At 40.9% G+C, this 18,555-nt stretch carries 12 protein-coding genes; 11 read left to right on the top strand and 1 reads right to left on the bottom strand.

The features are described from left to right. Positions 1-69 precede the first annotated feature (69 nt). The 10 genes from G630_RS20340 to G630_RS0102055 all read left to right on the top strand — a co-directional run bounded on the left by G630_RS20340 (position 70) and on the right by G630_RS0102055 (position 17,177). On the top strand, positions 70-1,782 hold the full coding sequence (locus tag G630_RS20340) for a methyl-accepting chemotaxis protein (RefSeq protein WP_049946038.1): 1,713 nt from the start codon (positions 70-72) through the stop codon (positions 1,780-1,782). 166 nt (positions 1,783-1,948) lie between these two features. After that, positions 1,949-3,370, top strand: a complete 1,422-nt coding sequence (locus G630_RS0102095; RefSeq protein ID WP_026497582.1) for a hypothetical protein — start codon at positions 1,949-1,951, stop codon at positions 3,368-3,370. A 57-nt stretch (positions 3,371-3,427) separates the two neighbouring features. Further along, entirely contained in the window at positions 3,428-4,108 is a 681-nt protein-coding gene (locus tag G630_RS0102090) for a GntR family transcriptional regulator (RefSeq protein ID WP_026497581.1), read from the top strand. A 14-nt stretch (positions 4,109-4,122) separates the two neighbouring features. Beyond that, positions 4,123-5,328, top strand: a complete 1,206-nt coding sequence (locus G630_RS0102085) for an NADP-dependent isocitrate dehydrogenase (protein WP_026497580.1) — start codon at positions 4,123-4,125, stop codon at positions 5,326-5,328. 86 nt (positions 5,329-5,414) lie between these two features. After that, positions 5,415-7,634: a glycoside hydrolase family 3 N-terminal domain-containing protein gene (locus G630_RS20335; protein WP_044958411.1), complete on the top strand. Its 2,220-nt coding sequence runs from the start codon at positions 5,415-5,417 to the stop codon at positions 7,632-7,634. 147 nt (positions 7,635-7,781) lie between these two features. Further along, positions 7,782-10,706, top strand: a complete 2,925-nt coding sequence (locus G630_RS20330) for a response regulator (protein ID WP_049946037.1) — start codon at positions 7,782-7,784, stop codon at positions 10,704-10,706. 18 nt (positions 10,707-10,724) lie between these two features. Then, positions 10,725-11,492, top strand: coding sequence for a response regulator (locus G630_RS0102070; protein ID WP_022759844.1), 768 nt, complete (start codon positions 10,725-10,727; stop codon positions 11,490-11,492). A 7-nt stretch (positions 11,493-11,499) separates the two neighbouring features. Then, on the top strand, positions 11,500-12,195 hold the full coding sequence (locus G630_RS0102065; protein ID WP_026497579.1) for a metallophosphoesterase: 696 nt from the start codon (positions 11,500-11,502) through the stop codon (positions 12,193-12,195). Between the two features lie 210 nt (positions 12,196-12,405). Next, positions 12,406-15,180 (top strand): FAD-dependent oxidoreductase, encoded by a 2,775-nt coding sequence (locus G630_RS20325; RefSeq protein ID WP_044958537.1) that lies wholly within the window; start codon positions 12,406-12,408, stop codon positions 15,178-15,180. Between the two features lie 2 nt (positions 15,181-15,182). Further along, complete coding sequence (locus G630_RS0102055; RefSeq protein ID WP_026497578.1) at positions 15,183-17,177, top strand: ABC-F family ATP-binding cassette domain-containing protein; 1,995 nt, start codon at positions 15,183-15,185, stop codon at positions 17,175-17,177. 69 nt (positions 17,178-17,246) lie between these two features. On the opposite strand, the gene G630_RS0102050 is transcribed toward G630_RS0102055, so the two are convergent. Beyond that, a complete protein-coding gene (locus G630_RS0102050; protein WP_022759848.1) occupies positions 17,247-17,582 on the bottom strand; it encodes a hypothetical protein in 336 nt (111 codons plus the stop codon). Positions 17,583-17,884: 302 nt separating this feature from the next. Here G630_RS0102050 and G630_RS0102045 point away from each other — a divergent pair, with 302 nt between their 5' ends. Next, positions 17,885-18,535 (top strand): redox-sensing transcriptional repressor Rex, encoded by a 651-nt coding sequence (locus tag G630_RS0102045; protein ID WP_022759849.1) that lies wholly within the window; start codon positions 17,885-17,887, stop codon positions 18,533-18,535. Positions 18,536-18,555: the final 20 nt, after the last annotated feature.

Here is an 18,555-nt window from a genome sequence, read left to right as displayed (position 1 = left end):
TTTTTTGTTTGGAGGGGCGGGAAATATCAATAATTTCGAGTATGCGCCGGAATATGAACGGAGACAATTATGGGTATAAAAAATCTTGTGAAAGTCAACGAAAAAAAGATGCATGACATGAGCGTGCAGGAGAAGTTCAATTCCACGTTCAAGCAGATCATTATCATGTTCTGTGTTGCTATAGCAATTCTTGTATTAACCCTGGCATTTGCTGTAGTTTCCATAAGAACTATCTATCGTAAGTATTACAATATGAATACTATTCAGGCAGATATCAGAATTGATATGCAGGCGCTGTCAAAGGCTTTTCTTTGGGCGCTGTCATCACCTGATGATGCTATAAGAGAGGAACAGCTTGGTAAAGCTATGGAAAAGTTTGGCGAGTTCAGCGACAACCTAACTAAGCTTGCTGCTATTTCCGATGACGACGATGCCATAAATACTGTTTCTAATGATTTAATAACAGTAGAAAACAATGGGAAAACACTAGGAAATATGTTTACGGATGGATCCTCTTCAGATGATTTGTTCTACTATTTTAATGATACCCTTTATCCCTCAATAGATGTTGCTGTAAAAGACTTTAAGACAGTTTCAAGTTCAACTACTGAAGCTGCAGCTGCTGCCTACAGAAATTCGCTTATTATCGGAGCTATAATGTCCATAATCACATTTATCATAGTTGCGATGGTACTTATCTATATTGTGGATGTTAAGAAGAAACTGTCCTATTCAATCCTGGCACCTGTTGAGGAGATTTCCAAGGCTGCTGATCAGATGTCCAGAGGTAATCTTGATATCAATATTGATTACACATCAGAGGATGAGCTTGGTAAACTGGCAAGTGATCTGAATTCTTCAACAGCTGTAACAGCTCAGATTGTTTCCGATATCAGGGAAACTTTGAAAATGGTTGCCGACGGTGACTTTACTCAGGGAACGCTTCATCCTGAACTTTATAAAGAAGACTTTGCACCCATAAATGAAGCTCTTAACAATATTACAGATTCACTGTCAGATACTCTTTCACATGTACGGGAATCATCTAATCATGTATCCGAAGGTGCAAACGGCATGAGCAGGGGAGCAACTGACCTTGCTGAAGGTGCAACGGATCAGGCGGCAGCGGTTGAAGAACTAACGGCATCTGTTGCTACGGTTACAGCTCAGACTAAGACTATGGCAGAAACAGCTGAGAGATCAAGGCAGATGGCGGACAGAGTTCGCGATGATGCTGATGCAAGTGCACGAAAGATGCATCTTGTAACGGATGCGATGATTAGGATTACTGAGGCATCCAATGAAATCGAACAGGTAACCAATACTATTGAATCAATTGCAAAGCAGACGCAGCTGCTTGCTCTTAATGCTTCAATTGAGGCAGCAAGAGCCGGCGAATCTGGTAAGGGATTTGCGGTTGTTGCAGAAGAGATCAGTACTCTTGCCAGTCAGAGTAGTGAGGCTGCAAAGAATACACATCAGCTAATTCAGGATACTATGGAAGAAATCCGAAACGGAAATGACGTAGTAGGAGAAACCACCGATGCTCTTCAGCAGATGCAGTCCTCAGTTGAAGAAATTACAGGTATGATAGTAGAGACGGGAGAGATGGCACAGCAACAGGCAGCCAGCATGGAGGAAATCAATGACGGTATTGATCAGATTTCAACGGTTGTCCAAAGCAACTCCGAAACAGCCCAGGAATCCAGCAATGTTTCCCAAGAGCTTACCCGGCAATCGGAAGACCTTACTAGACTGATAAATCAATTCAAACTCAGATAAACAGAAAGCCCACGGAAAATATTCCGTGGGTATTTTTTATAAGTTGCACTTTATTGCATTAACGCGTTGACATATATGGTATTATTGTATACAATAATGCAAAACAATTATTTAAAATCATTTTAATGAATTCTATTAAGTTAGGTGTTTTTAGGAGGAACCAGAAATGCAGGATCAGACTTTCCAGAACAGACCGGTGACAATGAATGAGCACAACAATCTTTTACAGATTGAAGAGCATATGTATATTTTGGACGATGTTGAAAAGCCCAATGTTTTCAGAAACATGTTCCCTTATGATGAGGTTCCGAAGATTCCGTTTAATGATAGAATTGTTCCGCATAATATGCCAAAGGATATCTGGATTACAGATACTACTTTCCGCGACGGTCAGCAGTCAAGAGCTCCGTATTCCACAGAGCAGATTGTAAAGATATATGATATGCTTCATGAGCTCGGTGGCCCTAACGGCATGATCAGGGCAAGTGAGTTTTTCCTTTACAGCAAGAAGGACAGGGATGCAGTTTATAAATGTATGGAGAGGGGATATAAGTTCCCTGAAGTAACAAGCTGGATTAGAGCCAGCAAAGAGGATTTCAAGCTTGTAAAAGAGATTGGAATGAAGGAAACCGGAATTCTTGTAAGCTGCTCTGATTATCATATTTTCCTGAAGCTTAAAATGACAAGAAGACAGGCACTTGATCACTACCTTAGTGTAATCAGAGATTGTCTTGAAGAAGGTATTGCCTGCAGATGCCACCTTGAGGATATTACAAGAGCTGATATTTACGGATTTGTTGTTCCTTTCTGTGTTGAGCTTATGAAGCTTCGCGAGGAGTATGGTATTCCGATTAAAGTTCGTGCCTGCGATACGATGGGCTATGGCGTTAATTTCTCGGGTGCTGTTATTCCCAGAAGCGTACAAGGTATTATATATGCTCTTAACACAAATGCAGGTGTTCCCAGTGAGCTCATTGAGTGGCACGGACACAATGATTTTTATAAAGCAGTGTCCAATTCGACTACTGCATGGCTCTATGGTTGTTCAGGAGTCAATGCTTCTCTGTTCGGTATAGGAGAGAGAACGGGAAATACACCTCTCGAAGCTATGATCTTCGAGTATGCGCAGTTAAAGGGCACACTAAACGGCATGAATACACACGTTATAACAGATCTTGCCCAATATTACGAGAAGGAACTTGGTTACAAGATTCCGCCTCAGACACCTTTTGTAGGTAAAAACTTTAACGTGACAAGAGCCGGTATCCATGCTGACGGACTTCTAAAGAACGAGGAGATTTATAATATCTTTGATACGGATAAGTTCCTTGGAAGACCTCCGGTAAGCGCGGTTTCCAACACTTCGGGTCTTGCGGGAATTGCACATTGGATAAACGTTCACTATCACCTTAAGGATGATGCAGCACTTGGTAAGGATTCCAAGCTTGTTCAGATATTGAAGGAATGGGTTGACGGTGAGTACGAGAACGGCCGTGTAACCGTTATGTATGACGAAGAACTCACAGCCAAAATAGATGAAGTATCAAAACTAATCGGTATCGAAGTTCGGGATGGCTCAATCAAATAATGCCTTCCCCTTGGGGGGAAGGTGCCCGAAGGGCGGATGAGGGGCAAAGGTGAAATCATGGAAAAGAAAGATTTAAAACAGGAAGTTACCGATAAATATTCTCTTCGGGGCCGTGTTTTTCACAGGATAAGAGAGGATATTTTGAATGGTAAATATGAAGATCATGAGGAATTAAAGGAAGTAGCAATCGGCGAAGAGCTTGGAGTAAGCAGGACGCCGGTGAGAGAAGCTCTGCGCCAACTAGAGCTTGAAGGCCTGGTTCAGATAATACCGAACAAAGGAGCGTATGTAGTAGGTATAAGTGCTTCTGATGTCAGAGACATTTATATGATTCGTTCAAGACTTGAGGGACTTTGTGCAAGATGGGCCTGCGAGAATATAACAAAGGAACAGCTTGAAGAGCTTGAAGAGATAGTTTATCTGGCTGATTTTCATGAGAAAAAGGGCCATTTTGATCAGCTTGCAGAGCTTGATAACAGATTCCATACAATTCTTTATGAATCATGCAATTCGAAGATGCTTGAGCATCTTTTAAAGGATTATCATCAATATGTATGGCTCATAAGACAGAAGACTTTAACCGGTAGCCGAGGTAAGGATTCCAATAATGAGCATCGCAGTATAATGGAGGCCATAAGAGATAAAGATCCCGACAGGGCCGAAGAAATTGCCAATAGGCACATGCACAGTGCTTATGATAATATGGTTAAGAATGGTTTACTTGAAATGTTTAACTAAGGAGAGGAGCTTATATGTCCAGAATTAAAATGACTACACCCATTGTTGAGATGGACGGGGATGAGATGACCAGAATTCTCTGGAAGATGATCAAGGAAGAACTTATTGAACCCTATATCGAGCTTAAGAGTGATTATTATGATCTTGGTCTTAAGTATCGTGACGAGACAGATGATAAGGTTACTATAGACAGTGCCAATGCCACAAAAAAGTATGGTGTTGCAGTAAAATGTGCAACCATTACGCCAAACGCAGCACGTGTTGAGGAGTATGATCTCAAGCAGATGTGGAAGAGTCCAAACGGTACAATCAGAGCGATGCTTGATGGAACAGTTTTCCGCGCACCGATCCTTGTTAAGGGTATCGAGCCAAATGTAAAAACCTGGGAAAAACCCATAACTCTCGCTAGACATGCTTATGGCGATGTATATAAAAATGTTGAAATTGCTGTTCCCGGAGCAGGCAAGGCAGAGCTTGTATTTACAGGGGAAGACGGCAAAGAGATAAGACAGACAATACAGGAGTTTGACGGCCCCGGTATCATTCAGGGAATCCACAATAAGGATGCCTCAATAAAGAGCTTTGCAAAGGCTTGTTTTGAATATGCTCTTTCAACCAAGCAGGATCTTTGGTTTGCAACAAAGGATACTATCAGTAAGACCTATGATGCTAGATTTAGAGAAATTTTTGATACCACTTTTGAGAAGGACTATAAGCACAGATTCGATGCAGCAGGTATTGAATATTTCTACACACTTATTGATGATGCTGTTGCACGTGTAATGAAGTCAAAGGGTGGATTCATCTGGGCATGCAAGAATTATGACGGAGATGTAATGAGTGATATGGTTTCTTCTGCATGTGGATCTCTTGCAATGATGACTTCAGTTCTTGTTTCTCCGGAAGGAATATATGAGTACGAGGCAGCACACGGAACCGTTCAGCGCCACTATTACAAATACCTGAAGGGTGAGGAGACTTCTACCAATCCTGTGGCAACTATCTTTGCATGGACAGGCGCGATGAGAAAGCGCGGAGAACTTGATGGAATACAGGGACTTATTGATTGGGCTGATAGGATGGAAAAAGCAACACTTAAGACTATTGAGGATGGAAAGATGACAGGAGATCTTCTTCTCATTACTACCAATCCCAATGCTAAAAAGCTTAATTCCGAGGATTTCATAAGAGAAATCAGAAATACTTTTGATGCAATTTAATTGAAAATATATTAGAATTAATTACGCTGATGTATGTAATAAAAAGTACATCAGCGTAAATTTTTTGTATAAAAAGGGGATTACACATGAAAAACGAAGATTTAAAGAAGCTCCTTGATGATATGTCACTTAAAGAAAAGGTGTTGCAGCTGGTTCAGCTTCCGGGACAGGCCTTTGAGGAAAATGCTGCAGTAACAGGCCTTAGTGATGAAGGTGCAAGCGAGGAAGAAAAGAGTCTTGTTGGAAGTACTCTTGGTATTTGGGGCGCGGAGAAGATCATAGAAATTCAGAAAAAGTACATGGATAAGCATCCGCACCACATTCCGCTTTTGTTTATGTTGGATGTTATTCATGGTCACAAAACTGTATTTCCCTGCCCGCTCGGACAAGGTGCTACGTTTGATCCTGAGATTGCCAAAACGGGAGCTGAGGTTCAGGCAAGAGAAGCTGCCGCAGAAGGCGTACATGTGACATTTTCTCCCATGGGGGATCTTGTAAGGGATGCAAGATGGGGAAGAGTTCTTGAGTCAACCGGTGAGGATCCTTGTCTCAATGGCAAGATGGTCTCTGCAATGGTAGAAGGCTACCAGGGAAAAGACTTAAAAGATATAAATCATATTGCAGCCTGCGTGAAGCACTTTGCTGCCTATGGTGCTGCTACATCGGGAAGAGATTATAACAGTGTTGAGCTGTCTGAATCCATGCTCAGAGATCAGTATTTGCCTGCATACGCTGAAGGAATAAAAAAAGGTGCAAGACTTGTGATGACCAGCTTTAATACGCTTAATGGTATCCCTTCCTCAGGAAATACATGGCTTATGAGAGATATACTCAGAAATGAGATGGAGTTTGACGGAGTTCTTATTTCTGACTGGGCAGCTGTTGCTGAGATGGCAACCTGGGGCTTTGCAAAGGATCTAAAGGAAGCAGCAGAGCTTGCCATGAAGGCGGGTGTCGATATTGACATGTGCACGGAAAGCTACGGAAGAAATCTTGAAGAGCTGTTGGATGAAGGAAAAATTTCCAAGGATCTTCTGGATGAAGCTGTTATGAGGGTTCTTACTTTGAAAAATGATCTGGGTCTTTTTGAGGACCCGTTCAGAGGCGCTTCTGCAATAAGAGAACGAGAAGAATGTCTTTCTGATAAAAATCGTGAGATAGCAAGAGATGCTGTCAGAAAGTCGCTTGTTCTTTTAAAGAACGACTATAATGCACTTCCTCTGGTTGAAAAGAAAATAGCATTTATAGGCCCTTATTCAGATGAGAAAAATCTTCACAGCTCCTGGGCTATATCCTGTGATTCTAAGGATGCTGTATCTGTAAAAAAGGCGGCAAAAGAGCTGTACGATGATACAGATACCAAAATTAAAGTCGCAAAAGGATGTCTTATAGCATCAAACGGCGATGAGTTTATGAACGGAACTTTTTCGGATGAAAAAGAAAAAGAAAAAAACAAAAAGCTGTTTAAGAAAGCCATGGAAGTAGCAGAGTGGGCTGACGAGATAGTGTTCTGTCTCGGAGAACATATTGGTCAGTCAGGAGAGTCCACAAGTAAAACGGATCTAAGAATTCCCAGAGCTCAAAAGAAAATTTTTGATAAAATCTGCAAGAAGTTTAGAAATGAAAAACATATCATTACTCTTATCTTTTGCGGAAGACCACTTGAGCTTGAAAATATTCCGGAGAAATCTGATGCTCTTATGATATGCTTCAGACCAGGAACCGAAGGTGGCCATGGAATTATGGATGTACTTGGCGGTAACTATTCACCATCCGGCAAACTTTCCATGAGCTTCCCTTATAGTGCGGCGCAGGCGCCTTTAAATTACAATGCTTTTTCAACCGGAAGGCCTAAGCCTTCCGAAGGACCTACAATTTTCACTACAAGATACCTTGATTGTCCAAATGAGGCCAGGTATCCATTCGGATTCGGACTTACCTATTCGCAGTTTAAAATATCCGATGTCATCTTGAATAAGAATACATTGAATAAAGCGGATGAGGATGACTTTATAAGAGCAACGGTGACTGTAAGGAATACAGGCTTCCATGAGGCAACAGAGACAGTTCAGCTCTATATACGTGATATGGTAGGGAGCAGAGTTCGACCGATTAAGGAACTTAAAGGCTTTAAGAAGGTTTCATTATTACCCGGAGAATCCAAAGAAATCAGTTTTGATATATCTGAAGATATGCTGAGGTTTTGGACAATCGAGAATAAAAATGACAGTGAGCCCGGGGACTTCAAGGTGTTTGTTGGATTTGACTCAACTACTGATAATTCTGAAGACTTTGAATTGATTTAAAAGTTTCTTTTTAATTAGATTTTAACCTTTAAGAACGATAATTTATTTACGCTTTTTTAATAATTCGCAGTGTGGACTTCATTGTTTGCACTGCGTTATTATTATTTATAGAAACGTTAACAGGCTTAGGAAATAAGCGAGGTCTCTATGGATAATAAAGTAAAAAAAATAAGTGCTGTATATAAATGCGTTTCTGCTCTTATATGGATAATCCTTACGTCATTATGTGTTTATACTTCCCTGTATGGCGATAAGTTTATGTATGTACATGACGATAAGATCTTGTTTACATTTTATCTGTTGCCGTTTCTTCTTGTCGGTGGTCTGTTTGGTTATTTCTTTGGCATGATTTCGTTTATGATAGCTTTCGTTGTCTCTATCGTTTCAGCGCTTACAACAGCTTACAATATGTCGATTTATCTTGTTGCAACGCTATGCATTTCCATTTTTGCACAATATATGTTTTTTAAAAATATTAAAAAGACTGCTATTGCCTGCATTGCGACACTTCTTATTACTACACTTATCGAATATGCCTGCCTGTCAGTGGTACAGGTCGGAAGATATGATCTTTCCAATATCTCTCATTTTATCGACTATATTTGCAGGGATGTGTATTCTGTAATATTCTCAGTACTTGTTGTATATATCATTCTGTCAAAAGCACCCGATTTTATAAAAATATTTTTCCCAATTGGGATTGCTTATACTAAGGCGTATGAAGAAAACAAGGAGCTACAGAAGAACGTCAGAAAGACAAAATTAAGTGTTAAAATTACTACTATTATCATCGCACTTGAGCTAATTCTTGGTATAGCTGTTGCTGTTTATATGATGATCCTTTTCCCGGACCTGAAAAATATGTTTGTGGGAGGTATTGAGAGACGTGAACCGGTCCATATAGAAAATACCGAAGATATGGTTCAGGAAATTAAAGACCTTGATTTCAAATTTGATGATGCAGCTCTTAGCTTTGATATTAAGATGATACTACTCATGATGTGCGTGGGTGTGCCGCTTGCTTCAATAGCAAATTTTTACACGAAGATGGTCATAGGCGGCCCTATCGGACGTATGTCTGATTTTATGTATGACTACGCCAATGCTGATGACGATACAAAGCTTGAGGTAGGAAAAAAGGTTGACAATCTTACAATAAAAACAGGTGATGAGATACAGGTTCTTCATGAATCCATGCAAACCACGGTTCATTCCATAGAGGACTATATAGGACGATTAAAAGCGAAACAGGAGCTTGAAAAGGAGCTCGAGGTTGCGCAAAAGGCCAGTGAAGCAAAGTCGTCCTTTTTATCTAATATGTCTCATGAAATAAGGACTCCCATAAATGCAGTCCTCGGAATGAATGAGATGATACTCAGGGAGTCGGATAATGACAGAATTCTTGAGTATGCAAATAATGTAAAAAGCGCCGGAAATTCTCTTCTTGGAATAATAAACGACATACTGGACTTCTCAAAGATTGAAGCAGGTAAAATGGATATTCTTCCGGTGCAGTATCATTTGGGATCAACAATAAACGACCTCATAAATATGGTGGCTGTAAAAGCCGAAGAAAAGGGGCTTAAACTCGAACTTAATATAGATGAGACGCTGCCTACTGTTCTTATCGGAGATGAGATCAGAATAAAGCAATGTGCCACCAATGTGCTTTCAAATGCTGTAAAGTACACCGAGGAAGGAAGTGTTACACTCAACATCAGCTACAGAAAAGTAGATGATAAGAACATTATGCTTAGATTTCAGGTGGTTGATACCGGTATAGGAATAAAGGAAGAGGATATAAATAAGCTATATTCACCCTTCGAAAGGATTGAGGAAATCAGGAATCGTTCAATAGAGGGTACCGGCCTTGGAATGAGCATAGTTAAAAAGCTGCTTGCGCTCATGGATACGAGACTTGAAGTAAAGAGCGTATACGGAGAGGGTTCTGATTTTTCATTTGAAGTGCGACAGCAGGTTGTATCCTGGGAAGAACTGGGAGACTTTAAAGAGATGTACAAGGAGTATCTAAAAACGCTTGAAAAGTACCATGAGAAATTTAAAGCTCCCGAGGCGGAGATTCTTGTGGTTGATGATACACCGATGAACCTAACGGTCGTAAAGGGACTTCTAAAGACAACGCAGATACAGATTGATACCGCTGAGAGTGGAAGGGAGACGCTTGAAAAGGTAAAGAATAAAAAATATGATGCGATTTTCATAGATCATAGAATGCCGGAAATGGATGGCCTTGAAACCCTCGCTGCAATGAAGAAGATGGAGGAAAATCTATCTGTTGATGCTCCGTGCATCGCACTTACGGCAAATGCAGGTGCAGGTGCCAGAGAGGAATATATGGCAGCTGGTTTTGATGATTATCTCTCAAAACCGATTGACGGCGGACTTCTGGAGGATATGCTTAAGACATATCTGCCTCCTGAAAAGCTGATACTTGAGGAAGAATCAGAAGACGTCTATGATAAAGATGAGAACGATGAGAGACAAAAGCTTTATAAAACCATAGAAGGTATAGACTACGAGGAGGCATTAAAAAACTGCGGAAGCCTTGATATTCTTCAAAATGTTATAGAGGAATTCCATGTGTCCATAGATTCGAAGGCTGATAATATTGAACGATTTGCAGCAGATAATGATTACAGAAATTATACGGTTGCTGTTCATGCACTGAAAAGTTCAGCCAGGCTGCTTGGTGCGATGAAGCTTTCTGAAGATGCCGCATATCTTGAAAAATGCGGTAATGATGAGAGTACTGAAGAGATAAAGGAAAAGACTCCTGAGCTTCTAGCTCTTTACAGAAGCTATAAGGATAAACTTCAGCCCGCAATTGAAAAGAGCGAAGAAACTGACCTTCCTGAAATACCGGTAGATGAACTTGAAGGCGCTTTTTCAGATATGAAAGAATTATTGGAAGCCTACGATTTTGACACGGCTGATGGAATAATGAAGATGCTGTCCGATTACAGTATTCCGGATGACTATAAAGATAAATATAATAAAATTGTGGAATTGATGGCTGCTGTTGATAGAGATGCACTTCTGGAACTTCTTTAAAATATGAGAGGGGTTTTTATGGATAAACGAGTACTGCTTGTGGGTGGTAAGAAGAGCTTTATGGTAACTTCGATTGAAAAGGAGCTTAAGGCGGAAGACTTTGAGGTAATTCGCGCGGATGCAGATGTAACTCAGATTGAAAGAATGGAAGATAAACCGTCTGTATATCTTATTTATGTTGATGACATTGATGAGATGCTGGAGCTTTTTGTGTATCTGAAGGATAAATCAGTTGAAGATGATATCTCCATAAGTGTGATAGGATCCAGTGATGAACTTGAAAAGATATATTCAAAAATCTCACAGGACAGAATCGCTGCGGTTTTTGAGAGACCGGTCAATGTAAAAGAGCTCGGAAGTAAAATGACTGCTGTTGTCCAGAATGAGGAAGTGCGCCTGCAGAAAAAGAAGATTCTTGTTGTTGATGATGACGGCACAATGCTGAGGACAATTAAGAGCTGGCTGTCGGAAAAGTATCAGGTCTTCATGGTGAATTCCGGAATGAATGCCATCACTTTCCTTGCTAAGAACAAGGTTGACCTGATTCTGCTTGATTATGAGATGCCCGTTATTACAGGGCCCAAGGTTCTTGAGATGCTTCGGAGCGAGTCAGGAACAAGTGATATACCTGTTATGTTCCTTACCGTTAAAAATGATAAGGAGAGCGTAGCTCAGGTCATTTCACTTAAACCTGAGAAATATCTGCTTAAAACCATGCCTCCTGCTGATCTTATCGCCAATATCGATGAGTTTTTCGAAAAGCAGAAAATAAAGAATTATAAGTGAGGTTTTTATGTCGCTTTTTGCACTTGGTGATCTGCACCTTTCCTTTCAGTCCGACAAGAATATGGATATTTTCGGGAAGGTGTGGAAGAACCATGAAAAGAAGATAGAAAAGAATTGCAACAAGCTGATCACTGACGATGATACGCTTGTGCTGGTGGGGGACCATACCTGGGGCAAGGGACTTGAGAACTGTGAAAAGGATTTTGAGTTTATAGAAAAACTCCCCGGAAGAAAAATACTTATTCGCGGAAATCATGATAATTTCTGGAACGCTAAGAAAACCCAGCGCCTTAATGATATGTTTAATGGAAGGCTTTTGTTTTTACAAAATAACTACTATCCCTATGGGGACTACGCACTGGTAGGGACCAAGGGATATTGTTATGAAGGATTCGATACAAGGCAGCACGCCGATATGCTGATTGAACGTGAGGCAAAAAGACTAAAGGTGTCTTTTGAAGCGGCAAGGGCAGACGGGTTTGATAAATTCATCATGTTTCTGCACTATCCGCCAACTTCAATTGATGAAAGAACAAGCAGATTTACGTTTATGGCACAGGCCTACGGGGCAGAACAGGTAATTTATGCTCATTGTCATGGAAAAGAGAGATTTCACGACAGTCTTTTAGGAAAATTTGACGGAATAAAATATAGTCTCGTTTCCGGGGACTATCTAGATTTCAAGCCTTTGAAAATTCTTTAACAAAGAGTTTCCAAAGGCTTATTTTATGGGGAAAATGGGTATCTTAAATCGTGGATATATGATATTATGTTACATGTAGTAGGAGTTTGCGCATTGATGAGACAGGAGAGAAATGTGATGCCGCATCGTGCGCTATAATTATGCAATTTTTTAGAAAGTAGGTTATTTCTTATGGGTAACAGTATTAAAGACTGGAAAATCGGTGACCCGATGATCAATGAGAATGATTATTGGCAGGATCCAAATTATGTGGCAGAGGATCCCGAGAAGGAGCAGCTTGTTTTAAAGCTCGCATCCATGATTACCGATCGCTATGCGAAGAAGCTTTTTGGAAAGCTTAACAACAGAGACCCCGAGTATTGGATGCTTGACCTTATTCTTAATAAAGAGCAGGTTAAGTTCCTTATCAACTTTAAGAAGACTCGTGTGCCTTACAGTATTGAGGAACTTGCCTCAATGAACAACATGAGCGTCGAAGATGCTCAGAAGATGATAGATCGTCTCGTATGGATCGGTATTGTCGAGATGAATCGTGCCAAGACTGCAGATAAGCACAAGCAGTATGAGCTTCCGATTTTCGTACCCGGTTCTGCCGAGTTCATGATGATGCAGGATAAGCTTACGGATGAATTCCCGCAGCTTGCAACATTCTTTAATCTTATGACACAGCTTCCGCTTGGCGGCATTACTCAGATGGTTCCTCCCGGAGGAGCAGGTGTAGGTATGCACGTTATTCCTGTTGAGAAAGCTATCAGCATTGAGAATACATCAGTCCCTGTTGAGCATCTTTCAAGATGGATTGATATGTATGATAAATACGGTATCTCCGAGTGTTCCTGCAGAAAACAGCAGACAATGCGCGGAGAGGGAAGCGGTGAAATTCGCGGTGACTACTGTATCGGAATGGGCGATATGGCTGAGTATATGGAAAGCCGTGGAATTGGCCATTATGTAAGCAAGGAAGAAGTTTACGAGATTCTTGAGCGTGCAGAACGCCACGGATATGTTCACCAGATTACAAATATCGATGGAGAAGGAAAAATAGTTGCTATCTGTAACTGTGCTCCCGGTGTATGTAATGCACTTCGTACCTCACAGCTTTATAACACACCCAACCTTTCTGCATCTGCATACCGTGCACATGTCGAGAAGGATAAGTGCGTTGCTTGCGGAAAATGTGTTGAGGTATGTCCTGCAGGTGCAGCTAAGCTTGGTCAGAAGCTTTGCAAAAAGGATGGCTCACAGGTTACTTATCCTAAACAGGAACTTCCTAATTCCAAGAAGTGGGGACCTGAAAAGTGGAATTACAATTATCGTGATGACAATAAAGTTAACTGCTATGAAACAGGTACAGCTCCCTGTAAGACAGCATGCCCCGTACATCTTTCCGTTCAGGGATATATCAAGATGGCTGCAGAAGGAAGATATGAGGATGCCCTTAAGCTTATAAAGCAGGATAATCCGCTTCCGATGATCTGTGGTGCTGTATGTAACAGACGCTGTGAGGATGCTTGTACAAGAGGTACTATCGATCAGCCTCTGGCTATCGATGAAATCAAGAAGTTCATAGCTTCTCTTGACCTTGAGAAGGATTCAAGATATGTTCCGCTTTGCGAGAAGCACGACGGCGGAATGTGGTCAGACGACTACAAGATGGCTATTATCGGTGGAGGCCCCGCGGGACTTTCCGCAGCATATTTCCTCAGAAGAGACGGTTATCCGGTAACAGTATTCGAGAAGGAAAAGAGACCCGGTGGAATGCTTATGAACGGTATACCCAGCTATCGTCTTGAAAAAGATATCATCGAGGCCGAGATTGACGTTATGAAGCAGATGGGCGTAGAGTTCAAGTGCGGCGTTGAAGTAGGTAAGGATGTTACTATCGAGGAACTCAGGAAACAGGGGTATAAGGCATTTTTCCTTGGAATCGGATGCCAGGGCGGAAGACTTGCAGGTGTTCCCGGTGAGGACGCTGAAGGAGTTCAGACAGGTGTTGATTTCCTCAGAAAGGTTAACCTTGATCACAGTGTAAGATTAAATGGCGACACTGTTGTTGTCGGCGGTGGTAACGTAGCAATCGACGTTGCAAGAACTGCAGTAAGAGCAGGTGCTACAAAGGTGACAATGCTTTGCCTTGAGAGTGAAAAAGAAATGCCTGCCGCAAAGGATGAAGTTGAGGAAGCTAAAGAAGAAGGCATTGAAGTATTAAACGGATGGGGACCTAAGGAAATTCTTACAGAAAACGGTAAGGTTACAGGCATAGTATTCAAAAAATGTACTTCTGTAAAGGATCCTGACGGAAGATTCAATCCTAAGTACGATGAGAACGAGACCATCACTATTAAATGTGAGAACGTTCTTCAGTCCATTGGACAGTCAATTGTATGGGGTGATCTTCTTAAGGGAACCAAGGTTGAACTTCGTCCTAACGGTGGAGTTATTGCTGATTCACTTACACTTCAGACTGCAGAGCCTGATATTTTTGCAGGCGGAGATGTATTTACAGGTCCCAGATTTGCAATTGATGCTATCGCAGGTGGTAGAGAAGCATGCGTTTCAATGAACCGTTTTGTACATCCCGGAAACAGACTTGACCTTGCAAGAGACAGAAGAGAGTTTATAGAACTTGATAAGGATGATATACTTGTTGAGAGCTTTGACAATGCTCCGCGTCAAATTCCTGGCAAAAAAGCCGGAATTGCAAAGGATACCTTTGACGATCTTCGCCTTACCCTCACAGAGGAGCAGGTAAAGAAAGAGGCAAACAGATGCCTTGGATGCGGTGCAACTACTGTTGATGAAAACAAATGTATCGGTTGCGGTCTGTGCACAACAAAATGCGAATTTGATGCAATTCATCTTAGCAGGGATATACCTGAAGCAAGTACTATGGTAAGATCAGAGGATAAGCTCAAATTGGTCGGACCGTATGCTGCGAAGCGTGCGGCCAAAATAGTAATTAACAAGGTGAAAGGTAACAAATAATTTTGGTACTAAACTGTCATGATCTTTCAAAATCCTTTGATGGTAAGGATGTTTTGAAGGGAGTATCTTTTCATATTGAGGATAACGAGAAGGCTGCGATAGTAGGAATAAACGGTGCAGGGAAGACAACGCTCATCAGAATGATTATTGGTGAGCTTACTCCCGATACCGGATCGGTTACGTTTTCAAGAGACACGACTTTTGGATATCTTGCTCAGAATCAGAACATAGACAGTGCGCACAGCATCTATGAAGAGCTTCGCGAGATGAAAAGGGATGTTATTGATCTGGAGACTGAGATACGAGCTGCGGAAGCTCAGATGGATATTCTTCGCGGCGAAGAACTCGATCGGCTCATGGAACGCTATGCCCAGATGAACCACGAATTCCAGCTTAAAAACGGTTATGCCTGGGAGAGTGAGGTCATTGGTGTAGCAAAAGGCCTTGGATTTTCTGAGGATGAATTCGATAAGAAAATATCGACACTTTCCGGAGGTCAGAAGACCAGAGTGGCTTTGGGTAAGCTTCTTTTGCAGAGCCCGGATCTTATAATTCTCGATGAGCCTACAAACCATCTTGATATGAACTCTATAAGGTGGCTTGAGGGTTATCTTATGAATTATAAGGGTGCAGTGCTTATTGTATCCCATGACAGATACTTTCTGGATCGTATTGCCCAAAAGGTGATCGAAATAGATCAGACAAATGCTGATGTTTATATTGGAAACTATACTGCATATGCAAAAAAACGCGAGCAGATCAGAGCTGCCAAGCTGAAGGCATATCTGAATCAGCAGGCAGAAATTAAGCATCAGGAAGAAGTTATAGATAAGCTTAAACAGTTTAACCGTGAAAAGAGTATCAAACGTGCCGAGAGCAGAGAGAAGATGCTCGATAAGATAGAACGTCTTGAGAAGCCCACGGAGGTAAGGGATGATATGCGTATAACCCTTACACCTAACTGCGTGAGCGGTAATGACGTAATGCATGTTGAGAGTATTGCCAAATCCTTTGGAAATGAGCAGCTCTTTAAGGATATTTCTTTTGATATTAAGAGGGGTGAGCGTGTTGCAATTATCGGCGATAACGGAACCGGTAAGACAACAATGCTTAAAATCATTAATGGCATGGAGACTCTTGATGAAGGAGAAATCATTCTCGGAGTAAAGGTTCATGTCGGTTATTACGATCAGGAACATCAGGTTCTTCACAATGAAAAGACTCTTTTTGAAGAATTATCCGATGCATATCCGTCAATGAATAATACTGAGATCAGGAACACTCTTGCAGCGTTTCTTTTTACCGGTGATGATGTGTTTAAACGCATCGGAGATCTTTCAGGCGGAGAGAAGGGAAGGGTTTCACTTGCAAAGCTTATGCTTTCAGAAGCTAATTTCCTGATTCTCGATGAGCCTACGAACCACCTGGATATTACCAGCAAGGAAATTCTTGAGGATGCTCTTTGCGGATATGAAGGAACTGTTTTATATGTCAGCCATGACAGATATTTTATAAACAAAACAGCGACCAGAATACTTGATCTTACTCACGGATCACTGGTTAATTATATTGGTAACTACGATTACTATATGGAGCATTGTGAGGAACAGACAGCTCGTGCTATTGCTGAAAAAGGAGATAATTCCTCTTTTGGCAGAGGAATCGAGATGGATTCCGCAGATGCTGTTTCAGGTTCGGGGTTTGGCAAGCTTGCTTCAAAAGGCAGTACTTCCGATGCTGATTCCGGTTCAGGTGCAGCAGACTGGAAAGCACAAAAAGAAGAAGCAGCCAGAAAGCGTAAGCAGGAAGCTGCTCTGAAAAAATGTGAAGATGAGATAGCTAAGTTGGAAGAGAGGAATGAGAAAATAAATGAAGAACTCTCAGATCCTGATGTAGCGACCGATCTTGCTAAGGTTAGAAAGCTATCCGATGAACTTTCATCAAATGAAGAACGCCTTTCGGAACTCTATGATGAATGGGAAAACTTATCTGAGTAATCAAAAAAGAAGCTCTTTCAAGGACTAACTTGGAAGAGCTTCTTTTTTTTCTTTTCTCATTTAAAACCCTTATGCAAAAGCATCAAAGGAACTACCGGGTTGACTGTAGGAATAACCTGACATATCACGTCCGTAACCTACCGTTGTGTTACCGAATTTTGAAGCAATCTGATTATATTGCTGGCTTACTTTCAGAGCTTCATCCTTGCCATCGGTACTGGCAACTTCACCGACTTTTACTTCCTGAGCATTAGGATAAACGACAGGAGCAACAGTGGCGATATCACCAACAGCCTTATGCTTGTCATACACATCCGATACAGGAGCCTGATTGGATACTGTATAATTCATAGGCCTTGCCTGGTACATATTGTAAGCACCTAATCCATCAATTGACATTCCCATATTTTTATCTCCAACTTCTAAAAAACTACATAGGAAGATATGGTTATTATAATTTCCAATTCGAAACAATTCATAAACTGGGTATTAAAGAAAAGATAAAAATGCATATTTCTGAAAACTAATTTCATCAGATATTATCTACGTTGAAACATTTTTTCAAATTTGTATTAATGACAAATAAAATTATTGTAAAGTCAATTTATAAGATTGACGAAAATTTAACAGATAGTATAATTAAAATTAGCCGAATTTTACAGAGTAATAAATAACATAATTTTTTCGGTGTCAGTCATGGAGGATGTATGGCGAGAAAAGAAATATCTCAGGCTGTTATCAGCCGATTGCCCCGCTATTTCAGATACTTAGGTGAACTGAAAAGTCAGGGAATAGATAGAGTTTCATCTCAGGAACTCAGCGATATTATGAAGGTTACTGCTTCACAGATCAGGCAGGATTTTAATAATTTCGGAGGCTTCGGACAACAAGGCTACGGCTATAATGTTGAGTACTTATATGAGGAAATAGGTAAGATACTCGGCCTTGACAGGGAGCATACACTTATCATTATTGGGGCAGGTCATCTTGGACAGGCTCTTTCCGGTTATAACAATTTCTTCAACAGAGGATTTATATTTAAAGGAGCTTTTGATTTAAATCCTAAGCTTCATGGTAAGAAAATACGTGATATTGAGATCAGACCTGTCGAAGAGATTGAACAGTTTGTAAAAGAAAATAAGATAGAGATTGCGGTCCTTGCAATACCTAAGGATCAGGCTGTTCCTATGGCGGATAAACTTGTAAAATGCGGCATAAAGGCTATATGGAATTTCGCACATGTTGATCTTGATCTTCCTGAGAATGTTCAGGTCGAAAATGTTCATCTGTCAGATTCGCTTATGAAACTTTCATATAGCATTGATAGATATGAAAATAATCACAACTCCAGGAAATAACAAGTGATTTAAACCGCTTG

Source organism: Butyrivibrio sp. WCD2001, assembly GCF_000424485.1.
In the GTDB taxonomy this organism is placed as follows: Bacteria; Bacillota; Clostridia; order Lachnospirales; family Lachnospiraceae; genus Butyrivibrio.
Note: the sequence above shows the minus strand (reverse complement) of the source record. Positions and strands in the feature narration are given on the sequence as shown.